The organism is Actinoplanes sp. NBRC 101535 (assembly GCF_030269225.1).
GTDB classification, from domain to species: domain Bacteria; phylum Actinomycetota; class Actinomycetes; order Mycobacteriales; family Micromonosporaceae; genus Actinoplanes; species Actinoplanes rectilineatus.
The window spans coordinates 94,647-115,510 of the sequence record NZ_BSSY01000004.1 but is presented as its reverse complement, the minus strand read 5'-3'; the positions used below and the strand labels follow the sequence as shown (position 1 = coordinate 115,510).

22 protein-coding genes are annotated in these 20,864 nt (G+C 71.5%); 15 read left to right on the top strand and 7 right to left on the bottom strand.

Annotated features, from left to right (window positions below; genetic code table 11):
• The first annotated feature begins 133 nt into the window (after window positions 1-133).
• From dpgA to QSK32_RS12615, 8 genes are all read left to right on the top strand, one after another.
• Complete coding sequence (gene dpgA / locus QSK32_RS12650) at window positions 134-1,240, top strand: 3,5-dihydroxyphenylacetyl-CoA synthase DpgA (RefSeq protein WP_285471977.1); 1,107 nt, start codon at window positions 134-136, stop codon at window positions 1,238-1,240.
• A complete protein-coding gene (gene dpgB, locus QSK32_RS12645) occupies window positions 1,237-1,902 on the top strand; it encodes an enoyl-CoA-hydratase DpgB (RefSeq protein WP_285471976.1) in 666 nt (221 codons plus the stop codon). Before dpgA ends, dpgB begins: the two co-directional genes overlap by 4 nt.
• Window positions 1,899-3,200 (top strand): (3,5-dihydroxyphenyl)acetyl-CoA 1,2-dioxygenase DpgC, encoded by a 1,302-nt coding sequence (gene dpgC, locus QSK32_RS12640; RefSeq protein ID WP_285471975.1) that lies wholly within the window; start codon window positions 1,899-1,901, stop codon window positions 3,198-3,200. The genes dpgB and dpgC overlap by 4 nt, the downstream gene beginning before the upstream one ends.
• On the top strand, window positions 3,197-3,997 hold the full coding sequence (dpgD, locus tag QSK32_RS12635; protein ID WP_285471974.1) for an enoyl-CoA-hydratase DpgD: 801 nt from the start codon (window positions 3,197-3,199) through the stop codon (window positions 3,995-3,997). Before dpgC ends, dpgD begins: the two co-directional genes overlap by 4 nt.
• A 182-nt stretch (window positions 3,998-4,179) precedes the next feature.
• The gene (locus QSK32_RS12630) at window positions 4,180-5,952 is read left to right on the top strand and encodes a methylmalonyl-CoA mutase subunit beta (RefSeq protein WP_285471973.1); all 1,773 of its coding nucleotides are present in this window, start codon (window positions 4,180-4,182) and stop codon (window positions 5,950-5,952) included.
• Window positions 5,949-8,138 (top strand): methylmalonyl-CoA mutase, encoded by a 2,190-nt coding sequence (scpA, locus tag QSK32_RS12625; RefSeq protein WP_285471972.1) that lies wholly within the window; start codon window positions 5,949-5,951, stop codon window positions 8,136-8,138. Before QSK32_RS12630 ends, scpA begins: the two co-directional genes overlap by 4 nt.
• Window positions 8,135-9,121 (top strand): methylmalonyl Co-A mutase-associated GTPase MeaB, encoded by a 987-nt coding sequence (gene meaB, locus QSK32_RS12620; RefSeq protein WP_285471971.1) that lies wholly within the window; start codon window positions 8,135-8,137, stop codon window positions 9,119-9,121. Before scpA ends, meaB begins: the two co-directional genes overlap by 4 nt.
• Window positions 9,122-9,155: 34 nt before the next feature.
• The gene (locus tag QSK32_RS12615) at window positions 9,156-10,349 is read left to right on the top strand and encodes a hypothetical protein (RefSeq protein WP_285471970.1); all 1,194 of its coding nucleotides are present in this window, start codon (window positions 9,156-9,158) and stop codon (window positions 10,347-10,349) included.
• Between the two features lie 32 nt (window positions 10,350-10,381).
• On the opposite strand, the gene QSK32_RS12610 is transcribed toward QSK32_RS12615, so the two are convergent.
• Window positions 10,382-10,705, bottom strand: coding sequence for a hypothetical protein (locus QSK32_RS12610; RefSeq protein WP_285471969.1), 324 nt, complete (start codon window positions 10,703-10,705; stop codon window positions 10,382-10,384).
• A 96-nt stretch (window positions 10,706-10,801) separates the two neighbouring features.
• Here QSK32_RS12610 and QSK32_RS12605 point away from each other — a divergent pair, with 96 nt between their 5' ends.
• The 4 genes from QSK32_RS12605 (at window position 10,802) to QSK32_RS12590 (ending at window position 12,664) form a co-directional block, all read left to right on the top strand.
• Window positions 10,802-11,011 carry an alpha/beta hydrolase family protein gene (locus QSK32_RS12605; protein ID WP_285471967.1) on the top strand — a complete coding sequence of 70 codons (210 nt, stop codon included), beginning with the start codon at window positions 10,802-10,804 and terminating at the stop codon, window positions 11,009-11,011.
• Window positions 11,008-11,163, top strand: coding sequence for an alpha/beta hydrolase family protein (locus QSK32_RS12600; RefSeq protein ID WP_285471966.1), 156 nt, complete (start codon window positions 11,008-11,010; stop codon window positions 11,161-11,163). Before QSK32_RS12605 ends, QSK32_RS12600 begins: the two co-directional genes overlap by 4 nt.
• A 25-nt stretch (window positions 11,164-11,188) precedes the next feature.
• Window positions 11,189-11,944 (top strand): thioesterase II family protein, encoded by a 756-nt coding sequence (locus QSK32_RS12595; RefSeq protein WP_285471965.1) that lies wholly within the window; start codon window positions 11,189-11,191, stop codon window positions 11,942-11,944.
• Between the two features lie 84 nt (window positions 11,945-12,028).
• Window positions 12,029-12,664: a 4'-phosphopantetheinyl transferase family protein gene (locus tag QSK32_RS12590; RefSeq protein ID WP_281179030.1), complete on the top strand. Its 636-nt coding sequence runs from the start codon at window positions 12,029-12,031 to the stop codon at window positions 12,662-12,664.
• Window positions 12,665-12,770: 106 nt separating this feature from the next.
• On the opposite strand, the gene QSK32_RS12585 is transcribed toward QSK32_RS12590, so the two are convergent.
• On the bottom strand, window positions 12,771-14,006 hold the full coding sequence (locus QSK32_RS12585; protein ID WP_285471964.1) for a M15 family metallopeptidase: 1,236 nt from the start codon (window positions 14,004-14,006) through the stop codon (window positions 12,771-12,773).
• A gap of 113 nt (window positions 14,007-14,119) precedes the next feature.
• Entirely contained in the window at window positions 14,120-14,647 is a 528-nt protein-coding gene (locus tag QSK32_RS12580; protein ID WP_285471963.1) for a hypothetical protein, read from the bottom strand.
• A gap of 130 nt (window positions 14,648-14,777) precedes the next feature.
• On the opposite strand from QSK32_RS12580, the gene QSK32_RS12575 reads away from it, so the two are divergent.
• Entirely contained in the window at window positions 14,778-15,074 is a 297-nt protein-coding gene (locus tag QSK32_RS12575) for a hypothetical protein (protein WP_285471962.1), read from the top strand.
• Window positions 15,075-15,310: 236 nt separating this feature from the next.
• Here the strand turns inward: QSK32_RS12575 and QSK32_RS12570 are convergent, their stop codons facing one another.
• Window positions 15,311-16,006 (bottom strand): response regulator, encoded by a 696-nt coding sequence (locus QSK32_RS12570; RefSeq protein WP_285471961.1) that lies wholly within the window; start codon window positions 16,004-16,006, stop codon window positions 15,311-15,313.
• 125 nt (window positions 16,007-16,131) lie between these two features.
• Window positions 16,132-17,352 (bottom strand): sensor histidine kinase, encoded by a 1,221-nt coding sequence (locus QSK32_RS12565; protein WP_285471960.1) that lies wholly within the window; start codon window positions 17,350-17,352, stop codon window positions 16,132-16,134.
• A 192-nt stretch (window positions 17,353-17,544) separates the two neighbouring features.
• On the opposite strand from QSK32_RS12565, the gene QSK32_RS12560 reads away from it, so the two are divergent.
• Together QSK32_RS12560 and QSK32_RS12555 are read left to right on the top strand one after the other, a co-directional pair.
• Complete coding sequence (locus QSK32_RS12560) at window positions 17,545-19,728, top strand: MMPL family transporter (RefSeq protein WP_285471959.1); 2,184 nt, start codon at window positions 17,545-17,547, stop codon at window positions 19,726-19,728.
• On the top strand, window positions 19,721-19,852 hold the full coding sequence (locus QSK32_RS12555; RefSeq protein ID WP_281179031.1) for a hypothetical protein: 132 nt from the start codon (window positions 19,721-19,723) through the stop codon (window positions 19,850-19,852). The genes QSK32_RS12560 and QSK32_RS12555 overlap by 8 nt, the downstream gene beginning before the upstream one ends.
• 339 nt (window positions 19,853-20,191) lie before the next feature.
• Here QSK32_RS12555 and QSK32_RS12550 read toward each other — a convergent pair whose 3' ends face one another.
• Both QSK32_RS12550 and QSK32_RS12545 read right to left on the bottom strand, forming a co-directional pair.
• On the bottom strand, window positions 20,192-20,509 hold the full coding sequence (locus QSK32_RS12550) for a helix-turn-helix transcriptional regulator (RefSeq protein ID WP_285471958.1): 318 nt from the start codon (window positions 20,507-20,509) through the stop codon (window positions 20,192-20,194).
• Window positions 20,509-20,853, bottom strand: a complete 345-nt coding sequence (locus QSK32_RS12545) for a type II toxin-antitoxin system RelE/ParE family toxin (protein ID WP_285471957.1) — start codon at window positions 20,851-20,853, stop codon at window positions 20,509-20,511. The genes QSK32_RS12550 and QSK32_RS12545 overlap by 1 nt, the downstream gene beginning before the upstream one ends.
• Between the last annotated feature and the right edge of the window lie 11 nt (window positions 20,854-20,864).

Sequence of the window (20,864 nt, the reverse complement as noted above, 5' to 3'; positions counted from 1 at the left end):
ACGATATTCCGGAAACCCGCCTACGGTCGCCTGGGTCATATTCCCAGAATTGAGCCGGAGGAGTCGGGATGACTGCGGAATCCGTCACGGAGCTGGTCCGGAGCAAAAAACGTACGTGGGGGTGGATGTACCGATGACCATCGCCCTCGAAAAACCCGCCGAATCGCGTTCGCCGGCGTCGGCACCGGCGATTTCACGAATGGTCGGGGTGGGCACCGCGGCGACCGGCACACCGGTGTCGCAGAGCGAGCTGCTCGAGCTGCTCGACATCGACGACCCGCGGGTCCGGTCCGTCTACCTGAACAGCGCCATCGACCGGCGCCACCTCACCCTGCCCGAACCGGACGCCGCCGGGCGCCGCCTCCCCGAGCCGCAGGGCCGGCTGCTGGACAAGCACAAACGCCTCGCCGTCGAGATGGGCGCCCAGGCCCTGCAGGCCTGCCTCAAACGCGCCGGCGCGGACCTGTCCGACCTCCGGCACCTGTGCTGCGTCACCTCCACCGGGTTCCTCACCCCCGGGCTGAGCGCGCTGGTCATCCGGGAACTCGGCATCGACCCGCACTGCAGCCGCTCGGACATCGTGGGCATGGGCTGCAACGCCGGGCTCAACGCGCTCAACGTGGTGGCCGGCTGGACCGCCGCGCACCCCGGCGAACTGGCCGTGGTGCTGTGCACCGAGGCCTGCTCGGCGGCGTACGCCCTGGACGGCACCATGCGCACCGCCGTGGTGAACAGCCTCTTCGGCGACGGCGCGGCGGCCCTGGCTCTGGTCGGCGACGGTCCCGGCGAGTCCCGCCCGGGACCGCGGATCCTCCGCTTCGCCAGCTACCTGATCACCGGCGCGATCGACGCGATGCGCTACGACTGGGACGGCGACCTCGGCCGGTTCAGCTTCTTCCTGGACCCGCAGATCCCGTACGTCGTCGGCGCCAACGCCGAGACGGTCGTCGACCGGCTGCTCGCCGGCACCGGCCTGCGCCGTAGCGACATCGACCACTGGCTGGTGCACTCCGGCGGCAAGAAGGTGATCGACGCCGTGGTGGTGAACCTCGGACTGAGCCGGCATGACGTGCGGCACACCACCGGCGTGCTGCGCGACCACGGCAACGTGTCCAGCGGATCCTTCCTGTTCTCCTACGAACGCCTGCTCGAGGAGGGCGTCGCCCGCCCCGGCGAGTACGGCGTCCTGATGACCATGGGGCCGGGTTCCACGATCGAGACGGCGCTGATCCAGTGGTGACCGCGGCGGGCGCCGACGACCTGGTGATCCGGATCGACGGCCGGGAACCGGTGACGGCCGCCGGGGTGGAGGAACTGCTCCGGCTCTGCGACCGGGCGGAGGACGGCTTCGGGGCGGGCGTGCTCGTCGCGTACACCGAAGGGGCTCCTGGTCCGGGATGGACCGGCGCGCTCAGCGTGGGGCTGACGAGCAAGTGGGAACGGGCGGTCCGCCGTGTCGAGCGCCTCGGCCTGACCACCGTCGCGGTCGCCGCGGGTGACGTCGGCGGCGCGGCCCTCGACGTGCTGCTCGCCGCCGACGTGCGGATCGCCGCGACCGGGTCCCGTCTGATCCTGGCCTCCGACGGCGAGGCCACCTGGCCCGGCATGGCGCTGTTCCGGCTGGCCCGGCAGGCGGGTGCCGCCGGTCTGCGCCGGGCGGCCCTGCTCGGCGCCCCGATCGGGGCCGCGACGGCGATGGCGGCCGGCCTGGTCGACGTCGTCACCGACCGGCCCGCCGACGCCCTGGCCGACGTGGTCACGGAGGCGGCCGGGTTCGCCGGCACCGAACTGGCGATCCGGCGGCAGCTGCTGCTCGACGCCGGCCGGATCAGCTTCGAGGAGGCCCTCGGCGCCCACCTCGCCGCCTGCGACCGGGCCCTGCGCCGGGGCACGGTGTCATGACCGCGGTGATCGGGCCGCCGGGCCTGGACACCGGCCGGGACCGGCTGGCCGAGGTGGCGGCCGGAACCGAACGCCGCCTTGCCGCGCTGCCACCGCCCGCCCGGCGGACACCGGCGCAGCGGGCCGAGGCGGCCGCCGCCCACGACGAGGCCCGCACCCTGCGGGCCGTCCTGGTCGAGGAGCACGCCGGGGAGATCTACGGCCGGATCACCGCGGACCACACCCGCTACCTGCGGGTGGACGAACTGTGCGAGGCCGCCGCCGCGGAGTTCCCCGGCCTCGCGCCCACCCCGGAGCAGCTCGCCGTGGAACGCGCGCTCCCGCAGTCCGGCAAGGAGGGCCGGGAGATCGACCAGGGCATCCTGCTGCGCGGCGTGCTCGCCGACGAACGGTCCGGCCGGCATCTGCTGGCCGCGATGCGCCGGCCCACCCCGCGGGCGCTGCGGCTGCTCCCGGAGTTCCGGCGCACCGGGGTGCTGACGACCGAGGCGGTCCACCTCGAACGGCGCGACGGCGTCGCCCGGCTGACCATGTGCCGGGACGACTGCCTGAACGCCGAGGACGAGCAGCAGGTCGACGACATGGAGACCGCCGTCGACCTGGCACTGCTCGACCCGGAGATCCGGGTGGGCCTGATCCGGGGCGCCCCGATGAGCCACCCGCGGTACCGCGGCCGGCGGGTGTTCAGCGCCGGCATCAACCTCAAACGGCTCAGCGCCGGTGGGATCACCCTGACCGGGTTCCTGCTCCGGCGCGAACTCGGGTACCTGCACAAGATCCTGCGTGGCCTACACGACGACCGGCCCGGCCGGTGGCAGCCGCCGGCCGAGAAACCGTGGCTGGGCGCGGTCGACACGTTCGCGATCGGCGGGGGCTTCCAGCTGCTGCTGGTCCTCGACCACGTGCTGATCGCCGCGGACGCCCACCTGAGCCTGCCGGCCGCCCGGGAGGGGATCGTCCCGGGCGTGGCCAACCTGCGCCTGGGCCGGGTCGCCGGTCCCCGGCTGGCCCGGCAGGTGATCCTCGGCGGCCGCCGGATCAGGGCCACCGACCCGGAGGCGGCGCTGCTGGTGGACGAGGTGGTGGCGCCGGCGGAGATGGACGACGCGGTCGAACGGGCCCTGGCCGGACTGGACGGCGGCGCGATCGTCGCCAACCGCCGGATGCTCACCCTGGCCGAGGAGCCGGTCGACGACCTGCGGCGGTACGCGGCCGGATTCGCCCTGGAACAGGCGTTGCGGGTGCACGCCACCGACGTCATCGACAGGGTCGGACGTTTCGCCGGGCGGACCGGGTGAACGTGCCGACCCGGGTGCTCGTCGAACGGTCCGGCCACGTCGCCCGGGTCACCCTGAACCGGCCCGAGGTCCTCAACGCCATGGACCTGCGCATGCACGAGGAGCTGGCGGACGTCTGGGACGACATGGAGGCCGACGACCGGATCCGGGCGGTGGTGCTGACCGGCGCCGGGAACCGGGCCTTCTCGGTCGGCCAGGACCTGAAGGAACGGGCCCGCCGGGACGCGGCGGGCACCCCCGCGTCGTCGTTCGGCAGCCGCGGGCAGCCCGGCTGGCCCCGGCTCACCGAACGGTTCGGCCTGAGCAAACCGGTGCTGGCCCGGGTCGACGGGTACGCCCTCGGCGGCGGCCTCGAACTCGTCCTCGCCTGCGACCTGGTGATCGCCTCGGACCGTGCGGTGTTCGGCCTGCCCGAGGCCCGGCTCGGCCTGGTCCCCGGCGCGGGCGGGGTGTTCCGCCTGATCCGGCAGCTCCCGCAGAAGGCCGCACTGGGTTACCTGCTGACCGGCCGCCGGTTCGACGCCGCGGCCGCGTACCGGCACGGGTTGATCAATGAGGTGGTGCCGCCCGGCGAACTGGACGCCTGCGTCGACGGGTGGGTGACCGACCTGGTGACCAGCGCGCCGCTGTCGGTCCGGGCGATCAAGGAGGCCGCCCTGCGCTCGGTCGACATGCCGTTGCCGGAGGCCTTCACCGCGGTCTACCGTTGGGAGGAACGCCGGCGGCGCAGTGCCGACGCGGTCGAGGGGCCGCGGGCGTTCGCCGAGAAACGCGACCCCCGCTGGACCGGGCGATAGCGCAGACCTTCCTTTCCGGGTACGCCGTGAACCACTCCCGTCATCACCCGTCCATCGACGATCATTCGACCCGGAGCCTTGTGGCCGTGGTGCCCGGGCCGGGAGGATGGCGTCGGAACAGGGGTCGGCAACAGGGGTGTCGTTCCCGCATGTTGTGGGTCGGTGTGGCGGAGAGGCTGGTCATGACGACGTCGGCGGGTTTCGGCCCGGTCAGTGCCGAGAAGTGGCGGGCTCTGGCCCTCGCGGCGCTGCGCAAGTCCGGGGCCGTGCCGGAGGGCACCACGCCGGAGCAGGTCGACGAGCTGCTCGCGACGGCCACCCACGGCGGTCCGCGGATCGCCGCCCTGCACACCGCGGAGACCACCGGGCAGGTGTCCGCCGGATGGCCCGGTCAGCAGCCGTTCGTCCGTGGCGGCCGGGCAGCCGGGAGCCTGCTCGGCGGCTGGGACGTGCGGCAGCGCCACGCCGGTGCCGAACCCAAGGCGGTCCGGGAGGCGATCCTCGGTGACCTGGAGAACGGGGCGACCTCGCTGTGGCTGGTGCTCGGCGATGGTGGTCTTCCGGTCGGTGCGCTGGCGGAGGCCCTCGACGGGGTGCACCTGGACCTGGCCGGGGTGACCCTCGACGCCGGGGTCGATGTCGCGGCCGCGGCCGCGGCGTGGTTCACCCTGACCGCCGGTCTCGAGCGCACCACCGGTGGTCTCGGCGCCGATCCGCTGGGCCTGCAGGCCCGCACCGGTGAACCCGGTGACCTGCGTCAGGCCGCCGTGCTGGCCGGGCGGTGCGTGGCCGAGGCGCCGGGGACGCGGGCGGTCACCGTCGACGCCACGGTCTATCACGAGGCCGGCGGCTCCGAGGTCGAGGAGTTGGCGTGCGCGACCGCGGCCGGGGTGGCGTACCTGCGGGCGCTCACCGGCGCCGGCCTGTCCGTCACCCAGGCACTCGGCCAGCTGGAGTTCCGGTTCGCCGCGACCACCGACCAGTTCGCCACCATCGCCAAGCTGCGGGCGGCCCGCCGGCTGTGGGCCCGGGTCGGCGAGCTGTGCGGCGCCCCGGAGGCGGCCGGGCAGCGGCAGCACGCGGTCACCTCGGTGGCGATGCTGACCGTGCGGGACCCGTGGGTCAACCTGCTGCGTTCCACGATCGCCGCGTTCGCGGCCGGCACCGGCGGGGCCGACGCGGTCACGGTGCTGCCCTTCGACCATCAGCTCGGGGCGCCCGACGAGTTCTCGCAGCGGCTGGCGCGTACCACTCAGACTCTGTTGATCGAGGAAGCGCACGTGGCCCGGGTGATCGACCCGGCAGGCGGCTCCTGGTACGTCGAACGCCGCACCGAACAACTCGCCCAGGCCGCCTGGCAGTGGTTCACCACGATCGAGAAGGCCGGCGGTCTGCCGGCCGCCCTGGACAGCGGACTGGTCGGCGACCGGATCGCCGCGACGTGGGCGCAGCGGGCCGACGCCCTGGCCCACCGGCGCGATCCGATCACCGGTGTCAGCGAGTTCCCGAACCTGGCCGAGGAACCGCCCCGCCGTCGGCCCGTCCCGGCCCCGGTCGTGACGGGTGGGCTGCCCCGGCGGCGGTATGCGGAGGCCTTCGAACGGCTGCGGGACCGCAGTGACGCGCACCTGGCGGCCACCGGCGAACGCCCCGCGGTCCGGCTGGTCACCCTCGGCTCGGCGGCCGCCCACGGGCAGCGCCTCACGTTCACCACCAACCTGTTCGCCGCCGGTGGGATCGCCGTGACGACCGGCGACAGCGACGTGGTCTGCCTGTGCGGCCCCGACCGCGACTACACGCCGACCATGGTCACCGACCTCGGCCTGGACGGCGTCTCCCGGGTCCTGCTCGCCGGTAAGGGTGACTTCCCGGGCGTCGACGGATATCTGCACGTGGGCTGCGACGCGGTCGCGGTCCTGACGACCACGCTTGACGACCTGGGAGTGGCACCGTGATCCCGGACTTCTCGACCGCCGAGCTGACCCCGCCCGCTGGGGGGCCGGACACCGACCGGGCCTGGCGGGAGGCGGTCGAGGCGGAGACGGGGCGGACGCCCGCGGATCTGACCTGGCACACCCCGGAAGGCATCGCGGTGCCGCCGCTGTACACCGCCGCCGACCTGGACGGACTCGACTTCCTCGGCACGTACCCGGGGATCGCGCCCTACCTGCGCGGGCCCTACCCGACGATGTACGTCAACCAGCCGTGGACCATCCGCCAGTACGCCGGGTTCTCCACCGCCGAGGAGTCCAACGCGTTCTACCGGCGCAACCTGGCCGCCGGGCAGAAGGGCCTGTCGGTGGCGTTCGACCTGCCCACCCACCGCGGGTACGACTCGGACCACCCCCGGGTCACCGGTGACGTCGGGATGGCCGGGGTGGCGATCGACTCGATCTACGACATGCGGCGGCTGTTCGAGGGCATCCCGCTGGACCGGATGAGCGTGTCGATGACCATGAACGGCGCGGTGCTGCCGGTGCTCGCGCTCTACATCGTCGCGGCCGAGGAGCAGGGCGTCGCACCGGAGCAGCTGTCCGGCACGATCCAGAACGACATCCTCAAGGAGTTCATGGTCCGCAACACCTACATCTATCCGCCGGTGCCGTCGATGCGGATCATCTCGGACGTGTTCGCGTACACGTCGCAACGGATGCCCCGCTTCAACTCGATCTCCATCTCCGGGTACCACATCCAGGAGGCCGGGGCGACCGCCGACCTGGAACTCGCGTACACCCTGGCCGACGGGGTCGAATACCTGCGCGCCGGACGGGCCGCCGGACTGGACATCGACGCGTTCGCGCCGCGCCTGTCGTTCTTCTGGGCCGTCGGCATGAACTTCTTCATGGAGGTCGCCAAACTGCGCGCCGGCCGGCTGCTCTGGGCACGGCTGGTCCGCGAGTTCGCGCCGAAGGACCCGCGGTCGCTGAGCCTGCGGGCACACTGCCAGACCTCCGGCTGGTCGCTGACCGCCCAGGACGTGTTCAACAACGTGATGCGGACCTGCGTCGAGGCGATGGCCGCCACCCAGGGACACACCCAGTCGCTGCACACGAACGCGCTGGACGAGGCGCTCGCCCTGCCGACCGACTTCTCCGCCCGGATCGCCCGCAACACCCAGCTGCTGCTGCAGCAGGAGTCCGGCACCACCCGGGTGATCGACCCGTGGGGCGGCAGCGCATACGTCGAACGCCTCACCCACGACCTGGCCGCCCGCGCGTGGGAACACCTCACCGAGATCGAGGCGGCCGGGGGCATGGCCCGCGCGATCGGCGAGGGCATCCCGAAGATGCGGGTGGAGGAGGCGGCCGCCCGCACCCAGGCCCGGATCGACTCCGGCCGGCAACCGGTCATCGGCGTCAACAAGTACCGTCCCGCCACCGACCAGCCGGTCGAACTCCTCAAGGTCGACAACGCGGCCGTACGGGCCAACCAGATCGAGAAGCTGCGCCGGCTGCGCGCCGAACGCGACGAGGCCACCTGCCAGGACGCACTGGACGCCCTCACCCGGGCCGCCGACGGCACCGACGGGAACCTGCTGGCCCTGGCGGTCGGCGCAGCCCGCGCGAAGGCTACCGTCGGCGAGATCTCGGCCGCGCTGGAGAAGGTGTACGGGCGGCACACCGCCCGCATCCAGACGGTCGCCGGCGTCTACCGCAAGGAGGCGGGCCAGGTGGCGAACATCGACGGCGCCCGTGCGGCGGCCGCCGCGTTCGCCGAGGCGGAAGGCCGTCAGCCGCGCATCCTGGTGGCCAAGATGGGCCAGGACGGTCACGACCGCGGGCAGAAGGTGGTGGCCACCGCGTTCGCCGACCTCGGCTTCGACGTGGACGTCGGCCCGCTGTTCGCCACGCCCGCCGAGGTGGCCCGCCAGGCCGTCGAGGCGGACGTGCACATCGTCGGCGTGAACTCGCTGGCCGCCGGTCACCTGACCCTGGTCCCGGCGCTGCGCGACGAACTCGCCGCCCAGGGCCGCCCGGACATCATGATCATTGCGGGTGGGGTGATCCCGCCGCAGGACCACGAGGTGCTGCGCGAGGCCGGCGCCGCCGCGATCTTCGGCCCGGGCACGGTCCTGGCCGACGCGGCCCTGGAACTGCTCACGCAACTCGCCGACCGCCTCGGCCACTCCACGTCCCCGTGAGCGTGAAACGGCCGGCGTTCGACCTCGCGGCGATGGCGGCGGGAGTGTGCGACGGCGTCCCGGCCTGGGTGGCCCGCGCGATCACCCTGGTCGAGTCGACCCGCCGGGACCACCAGGAGAACGCGCAGAAGCTGTTGGCCGCGCTCACCCCGTACGCCGGGCGCTCGCACCGGGTCGGCGTCAGCGGCGTGCCCGGCGCCGGCAAGTCGACCTTCATCGACGCGCTGGGCAGCACACTGACCGCGGCCGGCCATCGGGTGGCGGTCCTCGCGGTCGACCCGTCGTCCACGCGCAGCCGGGGCAGCATCCTCGGCGACAAGACCCGGATGGCGCGGCTCGCCGCCGACCCGGCCGCGTTCGTGCGGCCGTCGCCCACCGCGGGCACGCTGGGCGGGGTCGCCAAGGCCACCCGCGAGGCGATCGTCGTGGTCGAGGCCGCGGGCTACGACGTGGTCGTGGTCGAGACCGTCGGCGTGGGCCAGTCGGAGACCACGGTGGCCGACATGGTCGACTCGTTCCTGCTGCTGGCCCTGGCCCGGACCGGCGACCAACTGCAGGGGATCAAGAAAGGCATCCTGGAGATCGCCGACGTGGTGGCGATCAACAAGGCCGACGGCGACCACGTCGTCGACGCGAGGCGCGCCGCCCGCGAACTGTCCGGCGCGCTGCGGCTGCTGGGCGACGCCGACGAGTCCGCCTGGGTGCCCCCGGTGCTGACCTGCAGTGCGCTGGAGGGCACCGGCATCGACGAGGTCTGGTCCCAGCTGACCGCCCACCGGGAGAAGGGCGACGTCGAGGAACGCCGCCGCCGTCAACAGGTCGAGTGGATGTGGGCGATGGCCCGCGACGCCGTCCTGGACCGCTTCACGACCGACCCGGCCGTACGCTCCGCCGCCGACGAGGTGCGCCACCGACTCCTGGACTCGGCGATCACTCCCGCCCAGGCAGCCGAGCGCCTGCTGGCCGTCTACGACAAACGATAGGGATCAACCGCGAATGAGCCCGGACCGTACGGTCATGCCGGGACAGGTCTGGGGCCTGGCCACCCACGACCCGGCCGGCCCGGTCTTCGTGACCGGTTTCTCCGGAAGCGACCTCGACACCACGGCACTCACTGCCGTCGACCCCGCGGGCACGGTCATGTGGCAACGCACCTTCGAAGGGCGTCCCCGGCCGCCGCGGGTTACCCCGGCCGGCACGGTCTGGCTGGCACTTCACGGCCCCACCGGGTACACGTTCACCGAGGTGGGCCCCGAAGGCCGGGTCCTCCGCTCGGTCCTCCCTGAGCATCAGGCCCACGAATACCTCGGCGCCTTCGCCCTGCTCCCCGACGGCTTCTGCACCATCTGGCTGCCGGCCGACCCTTATCGTCAAGTTCCACCCGGTCAGGTTCCCCGCGTCGCCCGTCACACCGCGACCGGAGCCACCACTTGGTCCGCACACTTGCCGGCCGCTGAACTGTCCTTTCCCGGCGTCGTCGAAGCGGGCGTGGACACCGGCTGGGAACTCCGTCCGAAAAAGCCGTGGCGGCCACAGACCATCTCGGTCGGCTACCGGGACCCACTGCTGGTCTCCGCCGACCGGGTACTGGTCTCCATCGAGGACGGCAGCGGCATCGGCGTGTGCACCATCCTCGATGCCACCACCGGCGGTATCGTCACCGTCACCCCGCCGGCCCCGTACAAGCACAAGGCGATCTCCGGACCCGGGTCCTTCCTCGTCGGGCAGCAGGGTTACGGCGCGTTCACGACGACGCACTACGACGCCGAAGGTCACGCGCACCAGACCTGGCCCAGTCACGCCATGATGCTCGTCGACCGCCACGGCACCGTCAGCGGCCCCGAGTCGGAGAACATCCTGCCGTCGCGGTCCCGTTTCCGCGTCCTCAACGCCGACGGTTCCCTGCGTGACGGCCCACCGTTGAGCGGTTACCACACCACTCATCCGGCGCTGGACGCCGACGGCACTGCCGTGTTCTGGCGCGACGGCCGGCTCCTGGCCGTCGACGCCGATCTCCAAGCCCGGACGTTGTACGCACAGAACGACGACCGGAGCGTGATGAGCAGAATCCTGCTGCTCGACCAGGGCCGCGTCGTCTTCACCCTGCACGACGAACTGTTCCTCTTCCACGGCACGGGCCTCGGGCCACTCGACGACGGCCCCTGGCCCTGCGGCGACGGCAACCTGCACGGCAACCCCGTCCGCGCCTGAACGAGACCGTGACCTCGATCCGAGGTGGGGGCTCATCCTGCCTCGACTCGCGCACTGTCGGGCTCGGTGATGGCTCGAGCCACCCGTTCGCGGATTTCCTGCAGCGCGGAAGAGGAGCGATGCCAGTCGGTCTGTCCAGGATGCCGGGAGAAGACCACCAGCAGGTCGGACCGGCCTTCAGGCTCGAACTCCCGGTGGGGCGCACCTGTGGTGTTCGGATAGCTCTTGACCTCGACCGCCACCCAGGCCCGGTCGGCATCATCGACAGCTTGTCCCTGCAGGAGCTGGTCGACGCGCTGGTAGGAGAGGCCCAGAAGTTTCGCGGCCTCACGAAGCGACAGACCCTGCGCGGTCATCGCCCGCGCCGCCGCCGCGGAGCGTCCCTGCCACAACGACTGAGCCGCCTCCAGCCATCGGCGGGCACCGGTGCCGCCGCCGGCATGGTTGACGCATTGGTCCTGATCGACATTTACTCACATGGCGTCGAGGCACTCGCCGGTATTCAGCCGGTATTCAGCGCCGGCATGATCGAACGGGAGGACGGCTACGTGCCGATGGACGACATCAGGCTGACCGGGATGGGCGGTCACGTCCGGCTCGTCCACGGCCGGCAACCGGACCGATCGCGGCGCCGGCCCTGCTCGTCCGGGTCTCCGAAATGATGTCCGGGTGGCCCCGTGACGGCGACTGGCGTCTCTCGTGGACACTGCCGCACGACACCCCTCGACACCCCGGCAACCACTTCTCCGCCATGGAGGAGCACGCCGCGGCCATTGCCCGGACCGTCGACACCTGGCTGTCCGGCCTCCCCTGACCCCCTCCGAGTAAGGCAGCGCGCGATGACCAGTCCCGCAGAGAACCCCTGGATCCGCCGGTTCCACCACGAGTCGAACAGCCGCGTCACCCTCGTCTGCTTCCCGCACGCCGGCGGTTCGGCCAGCTTCTTCCACCCGCTGTCCGACGCGATGCAGTCGACCATGCAGGTGGTCGTCATGCAGTACCCGGGACGGCAGGACCGCCGGATGGAGCAGCCGCTGACCAGCATCGGCGACCTGGCCGACGCGTCGTTCGCGGCGCTGCGCCCGCTGATGGACACCCCGCTCGCCTTCTTCGGGCACAGCATGGGGGCGACCGTCGCGTACGAGGTGGCGCAGCGGATGCACGACGAGCTCGGCACCGCGCCGGTCACGCTGTTCGCCTCCGGCCGCCGGGCGCCGTCGCGGCACCGCGCCGAAAGCGTGCACCAGCGCGACGACGACGGCCTCGTCGCCGAACTGAAGTCGCTCAGCGGCACCGACTCGCGGATCCTCGGCGACGACGAACTGCTCCGGATGATCCTGCCGGCGATCCGCGGCGACTACACGGCCGCCGAGACGTACCGCTGGCAGCCCGTGCCGCCGCTGGACTGCCCGATCGTCGCGCTCACCGGCGACGACGACCCGAAGGTGTCCCTCGAGGAGGCCGCCGCCTGGTCCGAGCACACCAGCGGCTCGTTCGAGCTGCGGACCTTCCCCGGCGGCCACTTCTTCCTCGGGCAGCACCGCCGGGCAGTGGTCGACCTGATCAGCGACCAGCTGCTCCCCGTCGCACCCTGAGGAGGGCCCCGTGGCTCCGACTTTCGTGATCAGTACCGGCCGGGGCGGATCCACCCTGCTTTCCCGGATGCCGCAGGTGCCGCTGTGAGCGGTCTGCTGTCCCTCGTGCTGCCGGCGCCGGTGGTCACCGTGGAGGCCTACGACGATCCGCCCGGCGTGCTGCTGTTCCCGGCCGAGGAGGCGGTGATCGCCCGAGCGGTGGACAAACGCCGCCGCGAGTTCACCACCGTCCGGCACTGCGCCCGTGCCGCTCTGGCCCAGCTCGGCGTGGCGGCCGCCCCGATCGTGCCCGGCGAGCGCGGCGCCCCCGGCTGGCCGGCCGGGATCGTCGGCAGCATGACCCACTGCGCCGGGTTCCGGGGCAGCGCGGTGGCCTGGTCCAGCGAGGTCACCGCTATCGGCCTGGACGCCGAACCGGCCGGCCCGCTGCCGGACGGCGTGCTGGAGGCCGTCGCCCGGCCCGAGGAGATCCTGGCCCTGGACCGCGCCGCACGGGGCGTGCCCTGGGACCGGCTGCTGTTCAGCGCCAAGGAGTCGGTGTACAAGGCGTGGTTCCCGATCGCCCACCGGTTCCTCGACTTCAGCGAGGCCCGACTGGACCTCGGCGCCGACGGCACGTTCACCGCCGTGGTGCTGACCGCCGGCCCGGGCGAACCCACCGGGTTCACCGGACGCTGGATCTGTAAGGACGGTCTCGTCATCACCGCGATCGCGGTGTAGGGGTGGTGGGGGGTGTGATCCCGGGATTCGCGAGCCCCAGGGTCACACCCGGCACCCGCGATGGTCTCCGGTGCTGGCTTCTTCGACTATCCCTGATCGGTTCCGGTCAGTTGCCCGTTATCGACCAGTGCCAGGCCTCGACCGGATAGTTGACGAAGCCGTAGCGGGCGGCGTTCGCGGACAGCCACCGGAACCCCGGGCTGCCCGCGGTCAGCGTCCGCCCACCGGACGTCATGTCGATCGCCAGCCCCAACTCGTGCAGAGACCGTCCGGGAATCGCGGTCGGCACCCGGCACGACGACGACGGCGCGGTGTACACATCCGGACAACCGTTGATCTTCCGGAGCGCGATCTGCTGCTCCTTGGTCCGGAAACCACCACCCGACATCGGCACCCCGGCCGCCTTCGCGTCGTCGATCATGGTTTTGAAGGCGAACGCGATGCTCTTGTGCACCGTGACGCCGTACACCAGGGTGGTGTCGCTGATCAGGAACCGGGCCCGCACCTGCGTGACGACGTCCTTGGCGAGGGCCGCCGCCCGGTCCCGATAGACGGAACGCCGGTCCAGGGCGGGCAGCGCGGCGGTGTTCGACCGGACGTCGGCGCTGGTCTTCTCCCAGGTGGTGACCGCGGTGTCGTAACCGGTGGTGGTGCTCGACGCGGCCGCCTGCGCGGTCTTGAGGGCGGCGTCGGCCTTCGCCGCGGCCTGCTTGCTCACCTCGGCGTTCCCCTGCGCCGCGTCGACGGCGGCCTTCGCCGCGGCAACCCCGGCGGCATTCTTGGGACGTTGTTGCGCTGCCCGGACCGACTTGTTCTTGGCGCTGGTCAGGGCTTCCCGAGCGATGGCGTACGCGGTGCGAGCACTCGCGTCGGCCTCGATCGCCGACCCGAGCGTGACCTGGGCGGTGGCCTGAGCGGTCCGGCCGGAGGCGACCTGCACGGCCTGGAGCTGGAGGGCGGCGCGCTGCTCGGTGAGCGTCTTGCTCAACTTCAGGTAGGCGGCACTGGGCACGAGACTCTGCCGCACCAGAGCCGTGTACTGCTGGATGACCGGCGCCGGCTTCACCGGGGTCGGCGGCGGGGGCGCCCCACCTGCGGCCCGTGTGCTCTCCACCGGCCGGTCACCCTCCGCCGGCCAGTCGCCGTACCCGGCCCGCTCCGCGGTCTCCGTGGCCGCTTCGGCGCCGACGGCCGTGACGGCTCCCGTGGCCGTGCCGGCCAGGGCGGGCCGGGGCAGTCCCGTGACCATCAGGGCCGCGGCGATGACGGCCAGGGGAGCGGCGACCAGCGGCCGGCCGGCGCGGTGCCACTGGGGCGGACGGGTTTCCTGTCGAGTCGTCATCGCCGACGACTCTGGCGCCCTTCGGGTGCGACACCGCCCACTCCCGGGAGCAAATCGGTTGCAGAACGGGTCTCAGCCCCGCCGGCGCCCCGCCCGGTCCACCCCGCCCGGAGTCAGTAGCGGAACGTCGGCGGCCGCACCACCATCCACCCGTAGGGGCTGTACAGGTCCACCCCGCCGCCGCTGTGCAGCGTGACGAACCCGAAGCTGGGATGACCGATCACCAGAGGTTCGACGCCGGGCCGCTGGGGCCGCGACTGCTGCCACCCACCACCGGTGCTGCCTTTATTGCCTTTCTTGTCCTTGTCGTTCTTCGTCTTGGCGTCTTTGTTCTTGTCGTGCTTCTTCTTGTGGTGCTTGACGGGTACGTGTCCGGCCCCGGCCTGCGGCTTCTCGGTGGCGGTCGTCGCGGGGTGCTCGTGGTGCGGTTTTGCGGTGACGGTCGTCGCGGGGTGCTCGTGGTGCGGTTTTGCGGTAGCGGTCGTCGCGGGGTGACCGTGGTGCCCGTTGGTCTCCGGCGGTTCGGCCGTCGGCGGCGCGGTGCTGGGTTCGGCGGTCTGAGGCCGACTGGGCTCCCCGGTGGCCGGCGCGTCCGGCGCATCCGGCGTGTCGACCGCCGGCCGACCGGGATCCGAGGTCACCGGCAGGTCGACGCGGGGATCGTCAGTGGCAGTAGGCCCGCCACCGTGACTCCCGCTCGCACTGGAAGTGGACCCGCCAGAAGGCGTTGCGCTCGAGGGCGTTGCGCTGGAGGAGGTTCCGTGCGGGGCCGTGGCGGTTGCGCTCGGTGGGGCGCCGGCGCCGGCCGACACGGTGGCGCTTCCACTCGGCATGGCGCTGACGCTGCTGGTCGGCGTTGCGCCGGGCCCACTGGTCGGCGTTCCGCTCGTCCCGCTCGTCCCGCTCGTCCCGGTCGGCGTTGCGCTCGTCCCGGTCGACGGGGTGGCGCTCACTGCGGGAGTCGGCGTGGCGCTCACCCCAGCGGCCGGGGACGGGCTGCCGGCGGCACTCGGGGTGGGCTTCGCGCTGCTACTGCTACCGCTACTGCTGCTCGGTGAGGGACCGTAGATTCGGAGCACCACCACGTCGGCTCCGGCATCGTTGCCGGGCCCCGTGGCGGTGGCAGCGGTCGTCTCGGCGGCCTGCACCGACGGTGGCGACAGCGACGTGACGGCGGTGACCCCAGCGACGGTGACCCCGGCGACGGCGAACAACCTGCGCATCCGGTGACCTCCTAGAACGGACCAATAAGCCTTCCCGAGGCTAGCCGCAATTACGGACAAAAGCCGCTTTTGGTTCAATAGTCACCCACTGAGCGCTGCGCCGCGTGTCGTCCTGCCTTCCCCTCGGGCCGGAACGGATTCGAGGTAGCGCAGGACGGCGAGCACCCGGCGGTGGTGGTCCTGCTCGTCGTGGGACAGGTCGAGCTTCACGAAGATGCTCCGGATGTGCTTCTCGATCGAGCGCGGCGTCACGAACAATCTCTCGGCGATGGCGTTGTTGCTCAGGCCCTCCGCCATGTGGCTGAGAACCTCGTACTCCCGCGGGGACAGACGGTCGGCCACCGTGTCCGTGCGGTCCCGGCTGCGTGCCATCAACTGCCGGACCACCTCCGGATCGAGGGCGCTGCCGCCGGTGCGGATCCGATGCAGAGCCTCCACGAAGCCGTCGATGTCCGGAACCCGGTCCTTCAGCAGGTAACCGATGCTGTGCGCGCTCCAGCCGAGCAACGTGGTGGCGGACTGCTCGTCGACGTACTGCGAGAGCACCAGCACTCCAGTCTCCGGGTGTTCCCGCCGGATCCGTAGTGCCGCGTGTATCCCCTCGTCGGTGAAGGTCGGCGGCATCCGGACGTCGACCACCGCCAGGTCCGGCCGGTGCTCGTCGACGGCCGCGAGCAGTGTGTCGACATCACCGACCTCGGCAACCACCTCGAATCCCTCGTCCTCGAGCAGCCGCGCGATCCCGCTTCGCAACAGCACGGAATCGTCGGCGATCACCAGCCGGGGCCGCTCCCCGGTCGTCGCCGTTACCCCTGCGCTTGCCGCTTGTCCGGTGTCTGCCGTTCGGTCGGTGCTCGTGGTCGGTCCGGTACTGGTGTTCTGTCCTGTACTGGGCATGGTCCCTACGCTTGCCACGGGATGATCGCTTTCACCTCGGTCGGGCCGCCCGGCGGGCTGTGCAGGTGGAAGGAGCCGTCCACCGCGTGCACCCGCCCAGCCAGGCCGGTGAGCCCACCACCGGGCGTGATTTCTGCTCCACCGCTTCCGGCGTCGACGATCCGGATCTGGAGCCGGTCGCCGCTCGCGTCGGCCGTCCGGCAGAGCCGAACGGTCACCGGGGCGGCATCGGCGTGCTTGGCCGCGTTCGCCAGCGCCTCGGAGACGACATAGTAGCCAAGTGCTTCGATGCGCCGCGATGGTCGTTCGTCCAACTGGACATCGAGCTGAACCGGGGTGGGATGACGTCCTGCTGCCTCGGTGACCGCAGCGACCAGGCCGCGCTCGGTCAGGATCGGCGGGTGTGCGCCCCGGGCGATGTCCCGCAGATCCTGGACCGCGGCGAGAGCTTCCGTCTGGGCGGTGTCGAGCAGCGTGCGGGTCTTCTCCGGGTCCTTGTCGCCGATCCGTTTGGCCCGGCTGATCGCCAGTGCCACGGCGAGGAGGCGCTGCTGGGCGCCGTCGTGGAGGTTGCGCTCGATCCGGGCGCGTTCCTCGGCCGCCGCGTCGACCATGCCGGTCCGGGTGGCCTCCAGAGCGGCGATGCGGCGCCGCATCCGCAGAACGCCGCCTTCGCCCTGTGCCACGTACGCGAGTGCGATTTCGCCCCGGATCGCCCACTCCGCCAGATGCAGGCTGCCGGAGGCGAGCAGCAGGCCGGCCGGTACGCCGAGTGCCGAGGCGCCGTAGCTGATCGGGAAGCCGCCGATGTTGGCGCGGTCGATCGGGATCATCGTGGCGATCCACGGCAGATTGACCAGCACGAAAGCGGTCAGGAGCAGGACGGTCACCAGGCCGCCCGCGCCGAGCGACCACAGAACGAGCGCCGCGCTGTGCATGAGCGTGCGCCAGGCACACCGATCGAACACGCCACGCCAGCCGGGGGAATACGCCGGTGCGGGGATCTCGGCCCCGGCGATGCGCAGCACCTGCCGTTCGACCCGGACCACCCCTCGGGCGGCGACGGTCGCCAGAGGAATGAGCAGGAGGCCGGACAGGAACACGGCGACCCCCGCGATGCCGACGAGGAAGAGAAGCGTGGGGACCAGGTAGAGCGGTGTCAGCAGCACCGACACGGTGAGCGCGAGACTCGCCCGCCAACCTGAGCCGCGCAGCAGATTCGTCATGGCCCGCCTCCCCTCGTGTGAGTGCCGATGACGTTATCGGCGCAGGCCGCGGCGCCGCAGTACGCCCAGCACCACTTCGGAGGTAGTGCTGGCCACACCCCCGGACTCGTGCTGACCCACCAGCGATCAGAACCTCCGGACCCCTAGCGTTCCGTCTCGTCGTCCAGCCCGACCACGCTTCGAGGGGGACCAGTGAGCGTCCGACAGATCGACCGTCCACAGGCGGCAGGGCCGGGCAGGAGCATGCCGGAGCGGCTCGCCGTGTGGAGCGCCCGCAGACGGGTCCTCGTGCTCGTCCTCTGGCTGCTCCTGACCCTGTTGACCTACGCCTCGTCCTACCTGGTTCCGGCCCACGAGATCGCCGACGCCGACTTTCTCAGCGGCGAGTCCGCGGTCGCCGAGCGTGCCGTGGACGACACGGAGTTCGACGAGGGACTGTGGGAGACCGTTCTGGTCCAGACGCGGGAGGGCGGCCTCGACCGGGAGACGGGCACCTCGATCGGCGACGAACTGCGGGACCGCTACACCGCCCTCGGTGGTGTCCTCGACGTCCGGGGCCCGGAGTTCTCCGGCGACGGCCGCTCGATGATGCTGTCCGTCGAGCTCGATCGTGGCCGGGGCGCCGAGCGCCGTGACCCGGTCGAGGTCGTGCAGCCCATGCTCGACGCGACCGCGGCGACCCAGTCGGCGCATCCCGGCCTGCGGATCGAACAGGTCGGCGCCGGTTCGATCCGCAAGGACTTCGCCGTTCAGGATGCCGAGGATCTGCGGCGCGCCGAACTGATCAGTCTCCCGATCACCCTGGTGATCCTGTTGGCGGCGTTCGGTGCGTTCGCCGCCGCAGGGGTGCCGTTGCTGCTCGGGCTCACCGCCGTCGGCGCGGCTCTGGGGATCAGCGGTCTGGTGTCGTGGCTGGTGCCGATCAGCGCGTTCCAGATGAGCCTGGTCCTGCTGATCGGGTTGGCAGTCGCCGTCGACTACTCCCTCTTCTTCGTCCGGCGGCAACGTGAGGAACTGGCCGCCGGACACGGAGTGCTGGATGCTCTGCGAAGGACCGCCGCGACATCCGGCCGTGCAGTGGTGGTCTCCGGCATCGCGGTGGTGGTCGCGGTGGCCGGGATGTTCCTCACCGGGAGCGCCCTGTTCGACTCGCTCGCGGTGGGCACGATCGTGGTCGTGGTGATCGCGGTCCTCGGATCGCTGACCGTGATTCCGGCGGCGCTGGCGCTGCTCGGCGATCGGGTGGCCTCGCGCCGCCGGTGGAGATCGCCGGGGGAGAGCCGGCTGTGGAACGCTGTTCTGCGACCAGCGCTCCGGGCACCCGCCCTGACCGTGGTGTGCGGGCTCGCACTTGTCGGCGCGATGATCGCCCCGATTGCGGGACTGCGGCTGGAGATGCCGACCGATGACCACCTGCCGTCGAGCTACACGGTGGTGCAGACCCGGATCCGGCTGGTGGAAGCGTTTCCGGGCGAGGGCTCCAGCCACACTGTCGTGGTCCAGGCGGACCCGGCGGACAGCGGGGCGGTCCGGGAGGCGCTGGCCACCCTGATGCGCCGGGCCACCGCGTCCGGTGAGTTCTCGGCGGTGGACGAGCCGCGGATCACCACGTCGGTCGACGGCCGGACCACCCGGATGTACGTTCCGTTCCCGCACCGGGTGGACAGCCCCGAGGCGGAGCGGAACCTGCATCTGCTGCGGACCGATCTGGCGCCGACCGCACTGTCCGTCATTCCGGGGGCGACCTGGGCGGTCGGTGGTGCCACCGCGTTCAGCGGCGACGTCTCGCGGCTGGTGGAACAACGCCTACCGGTGGTGATCGGGTTCGTCCTGCTCCTGAGCCTGGTCGTGATGCTGCTGGCGTTCCGCTCGATCGTCCTCGCCGCGGTGACCACGGTGCTCAACCTGCTGTCGGTGCTGGCCTCGTTCGGGGTGCTGGCGTTCACCTTCCAGAACGCGTGGGCCGAGGACCTGCTCGGGTTCGAGTCCAGCGGATTCGTGGTCGCGTGGGTGCCGGTGATCCTGTTCGTCGTGCTGATCGGCCTGTCGATGGACTACAACGTGTTCATCCTCAGCCGCATCCGTGAACCGCTGCGCCGGGGCGAACCGCTGAGGGACGCGATCCGGCACGGCATCACGTCCTCCGCAGGCGTGGTGACCAGCGCGGCGGTGGTGATGGTCGCCGTCTTCGCCGTGTTCGCGACGCTGTCCACCCTGGAGATGAAACAGCTCGGAGTGGGCCTCGCCGTCGCCATCCTGGTCGACGTCACGGTAGTTCGCGCGCTACTCCTGCCCGGCCTTCTGGCACTGCTCGGCAGAACGCCCTGGCGGGAACACCGGGTGCTACGCCGATTCCCGGCAGCGGCCCATGACTGATCGCGCCGGATCGACGAAACGCCGTCTCGCGTCGACGACCGTTCGCGACGGGCCGACGACGGACTGGGCCGGGCGGTTGCCGACGGTGGTCTTCGACGCGGCCGGATCGTGCAGGACGGTGTGAAGGCGCCCTCCCGGTAGACCGACAGGGTCGCCGCCGGAGCGGGGACGGTGTTGTCCGGCCTGTCGGTGGTGCGGGTGATCCCGGCGATCTGAGGGCGGCACTCACCGTGAGCGCGCGGCCAGCGCCTCGCGGAGGCGGGCCAGCCCCCGCGACGTCTGGCTCTTGGCGGTAGTCAATCGAGGAAGACTCACTCGTCGGCTGGTGCCCCGAACTCCACGACTACCGGCGGGTCCGGCTCGACTCGATCCTCCAGGTCCACCAGCACTGGAGCTGAGCGCACCACATCAACCGGGAACCCGACATCGGCCTGTCCACTCATCCCAGCCTCTGGCACGCCCGTCAGGCTGCTTCGGACAACTCCACAGCCCCGTTGGCCACCGACAGATGGAACGTCAACCCGGTGACGGCGGTCATCCGCGCCAGTTCTTTCAGAGTGGGCGTCTTCTCGCCGCTCTCCAGCCGGGCGACGTTGGGCTGGTGGACCCCGAGTAGATCGGCCAACTGCTGCTGGGTCAGGCCGCGCTCGGCGCGGTAACGCACCAGCGTGATCGCCACCTGCCGGGCGAACACTCCCTCGTCCCACGCCTGGCGAAACGCCGGATCCTGCCGCTGCTCGGCGATAACGGCATCCAGCGGCACCATGTCGGAAAGGTTCATCAGTGCCCCTCCTCATCCTGCTCGATCTTGTTGAGCCGATCCTCCGCGCTACGGACGGCCCGGACGAAATCGCGCGGCTTGACGGCCGCCTCCGGACCGATCGCACCGACCACGAAGATCACGTCTCCCATCTGACGATAGAACGCCCGCCACGGACTTCGCCCGGCCCTCGGCCGCAACTCACGCAGCCGATCGGCATTCTTGATCGCACTGGAATGCGGAAACGGCAGCGTCGGCCCCAGCACCTCCAGCTTCTGAAAGGCGTTGACGATCGCGACTCGCTCCGGAGCCGGCAACGCTGCCAGCTCCGCGACCGCCTCGGGGTGCACCACGACAGACCACACCAGGCGACTAT

Excerpts from the sequence above, each read along its gene's own strand:
- dpgC (WP_285471975.1), top strand. The coding sequence starts at position 1,899 with ATGACCGCGGTGATCGGGCCGCCGGGCCTGGACACCGGCCGGGACCGG.
- QSK32_RS12555 (WP_281179031.1), top strand. The coding sequence starts at position 19,721 with ATGACTGATCGCGCCGGATCGACGAAACGCCGTCTCGCGTCGACGACC.
- QSK32_RS12565 (WP_285471960.1), bottom strand. The coding sequence starts at position 17,352 with ATGACGAATCTGCTGCGCGGCTCAGGTTGGCGGGCGAGTCTCGCGCTC.
- QSK32_RS12630 (WP_285471973.1), top strand. The coding sequence starts at position 4,180 with ATGACGACGTCGGCGGGTTTCGGCCCGGTCAGTGCCGAGAAGTGGCGG.
- QSK32_RS12610 (WP_285471969.1), bottom strand. The coding sequence starts at position 10,705 with ATGACCGCGCAGGGTCTGTCGCTTCGTGAGGCCGCGAAACTTCTGGGC.
- QSK32_RS12600 (WP_285471966.1), top strand. The coding sequence starts at position 11,008 with ATGATGTCCGGGTGGCCCCGTGACGGCGACTGGCGTCTCTCGTGGACA.
- QSK32_RS12550 (WP_285471958.1), bottom strand. The coding sequence starts at position 20,509 with ATGAACCTTTCCGACATGGTGCCGCTGGATGCCGTTATCGCCGAGCAG.
- QSK32_RS12615 (WP_285471970.1), top strand. The coding sequence starts at position 9,156 with ATGCCGGGACAGGTCTGGGGCCTGGCCACCCACGACCCGGCCGGCCCG.
- dpgA (WP_285471977.1), top strand. The coding sequence starts at position 134 with ATGACCATCGCCCTCGAAAAACCCGCCGAATCGCGTTCGCCGGCGTCG.
- QSK32_RS12585 (WP_285471964.1), bottom strand. The coding sequence starts at position 14,006 with ATGACGACTCGACAGGAAACCCGTCCGCCCCAGTGGCACCGCGCCGGC.
- QSK32_RS12595 (WP_285471965.1), top strand. The coding sequence starts at position 11,189 with ATGACCAGTCCCGCAGAGAACCCCTGGATCCGCCGGTTCCACCACGAG.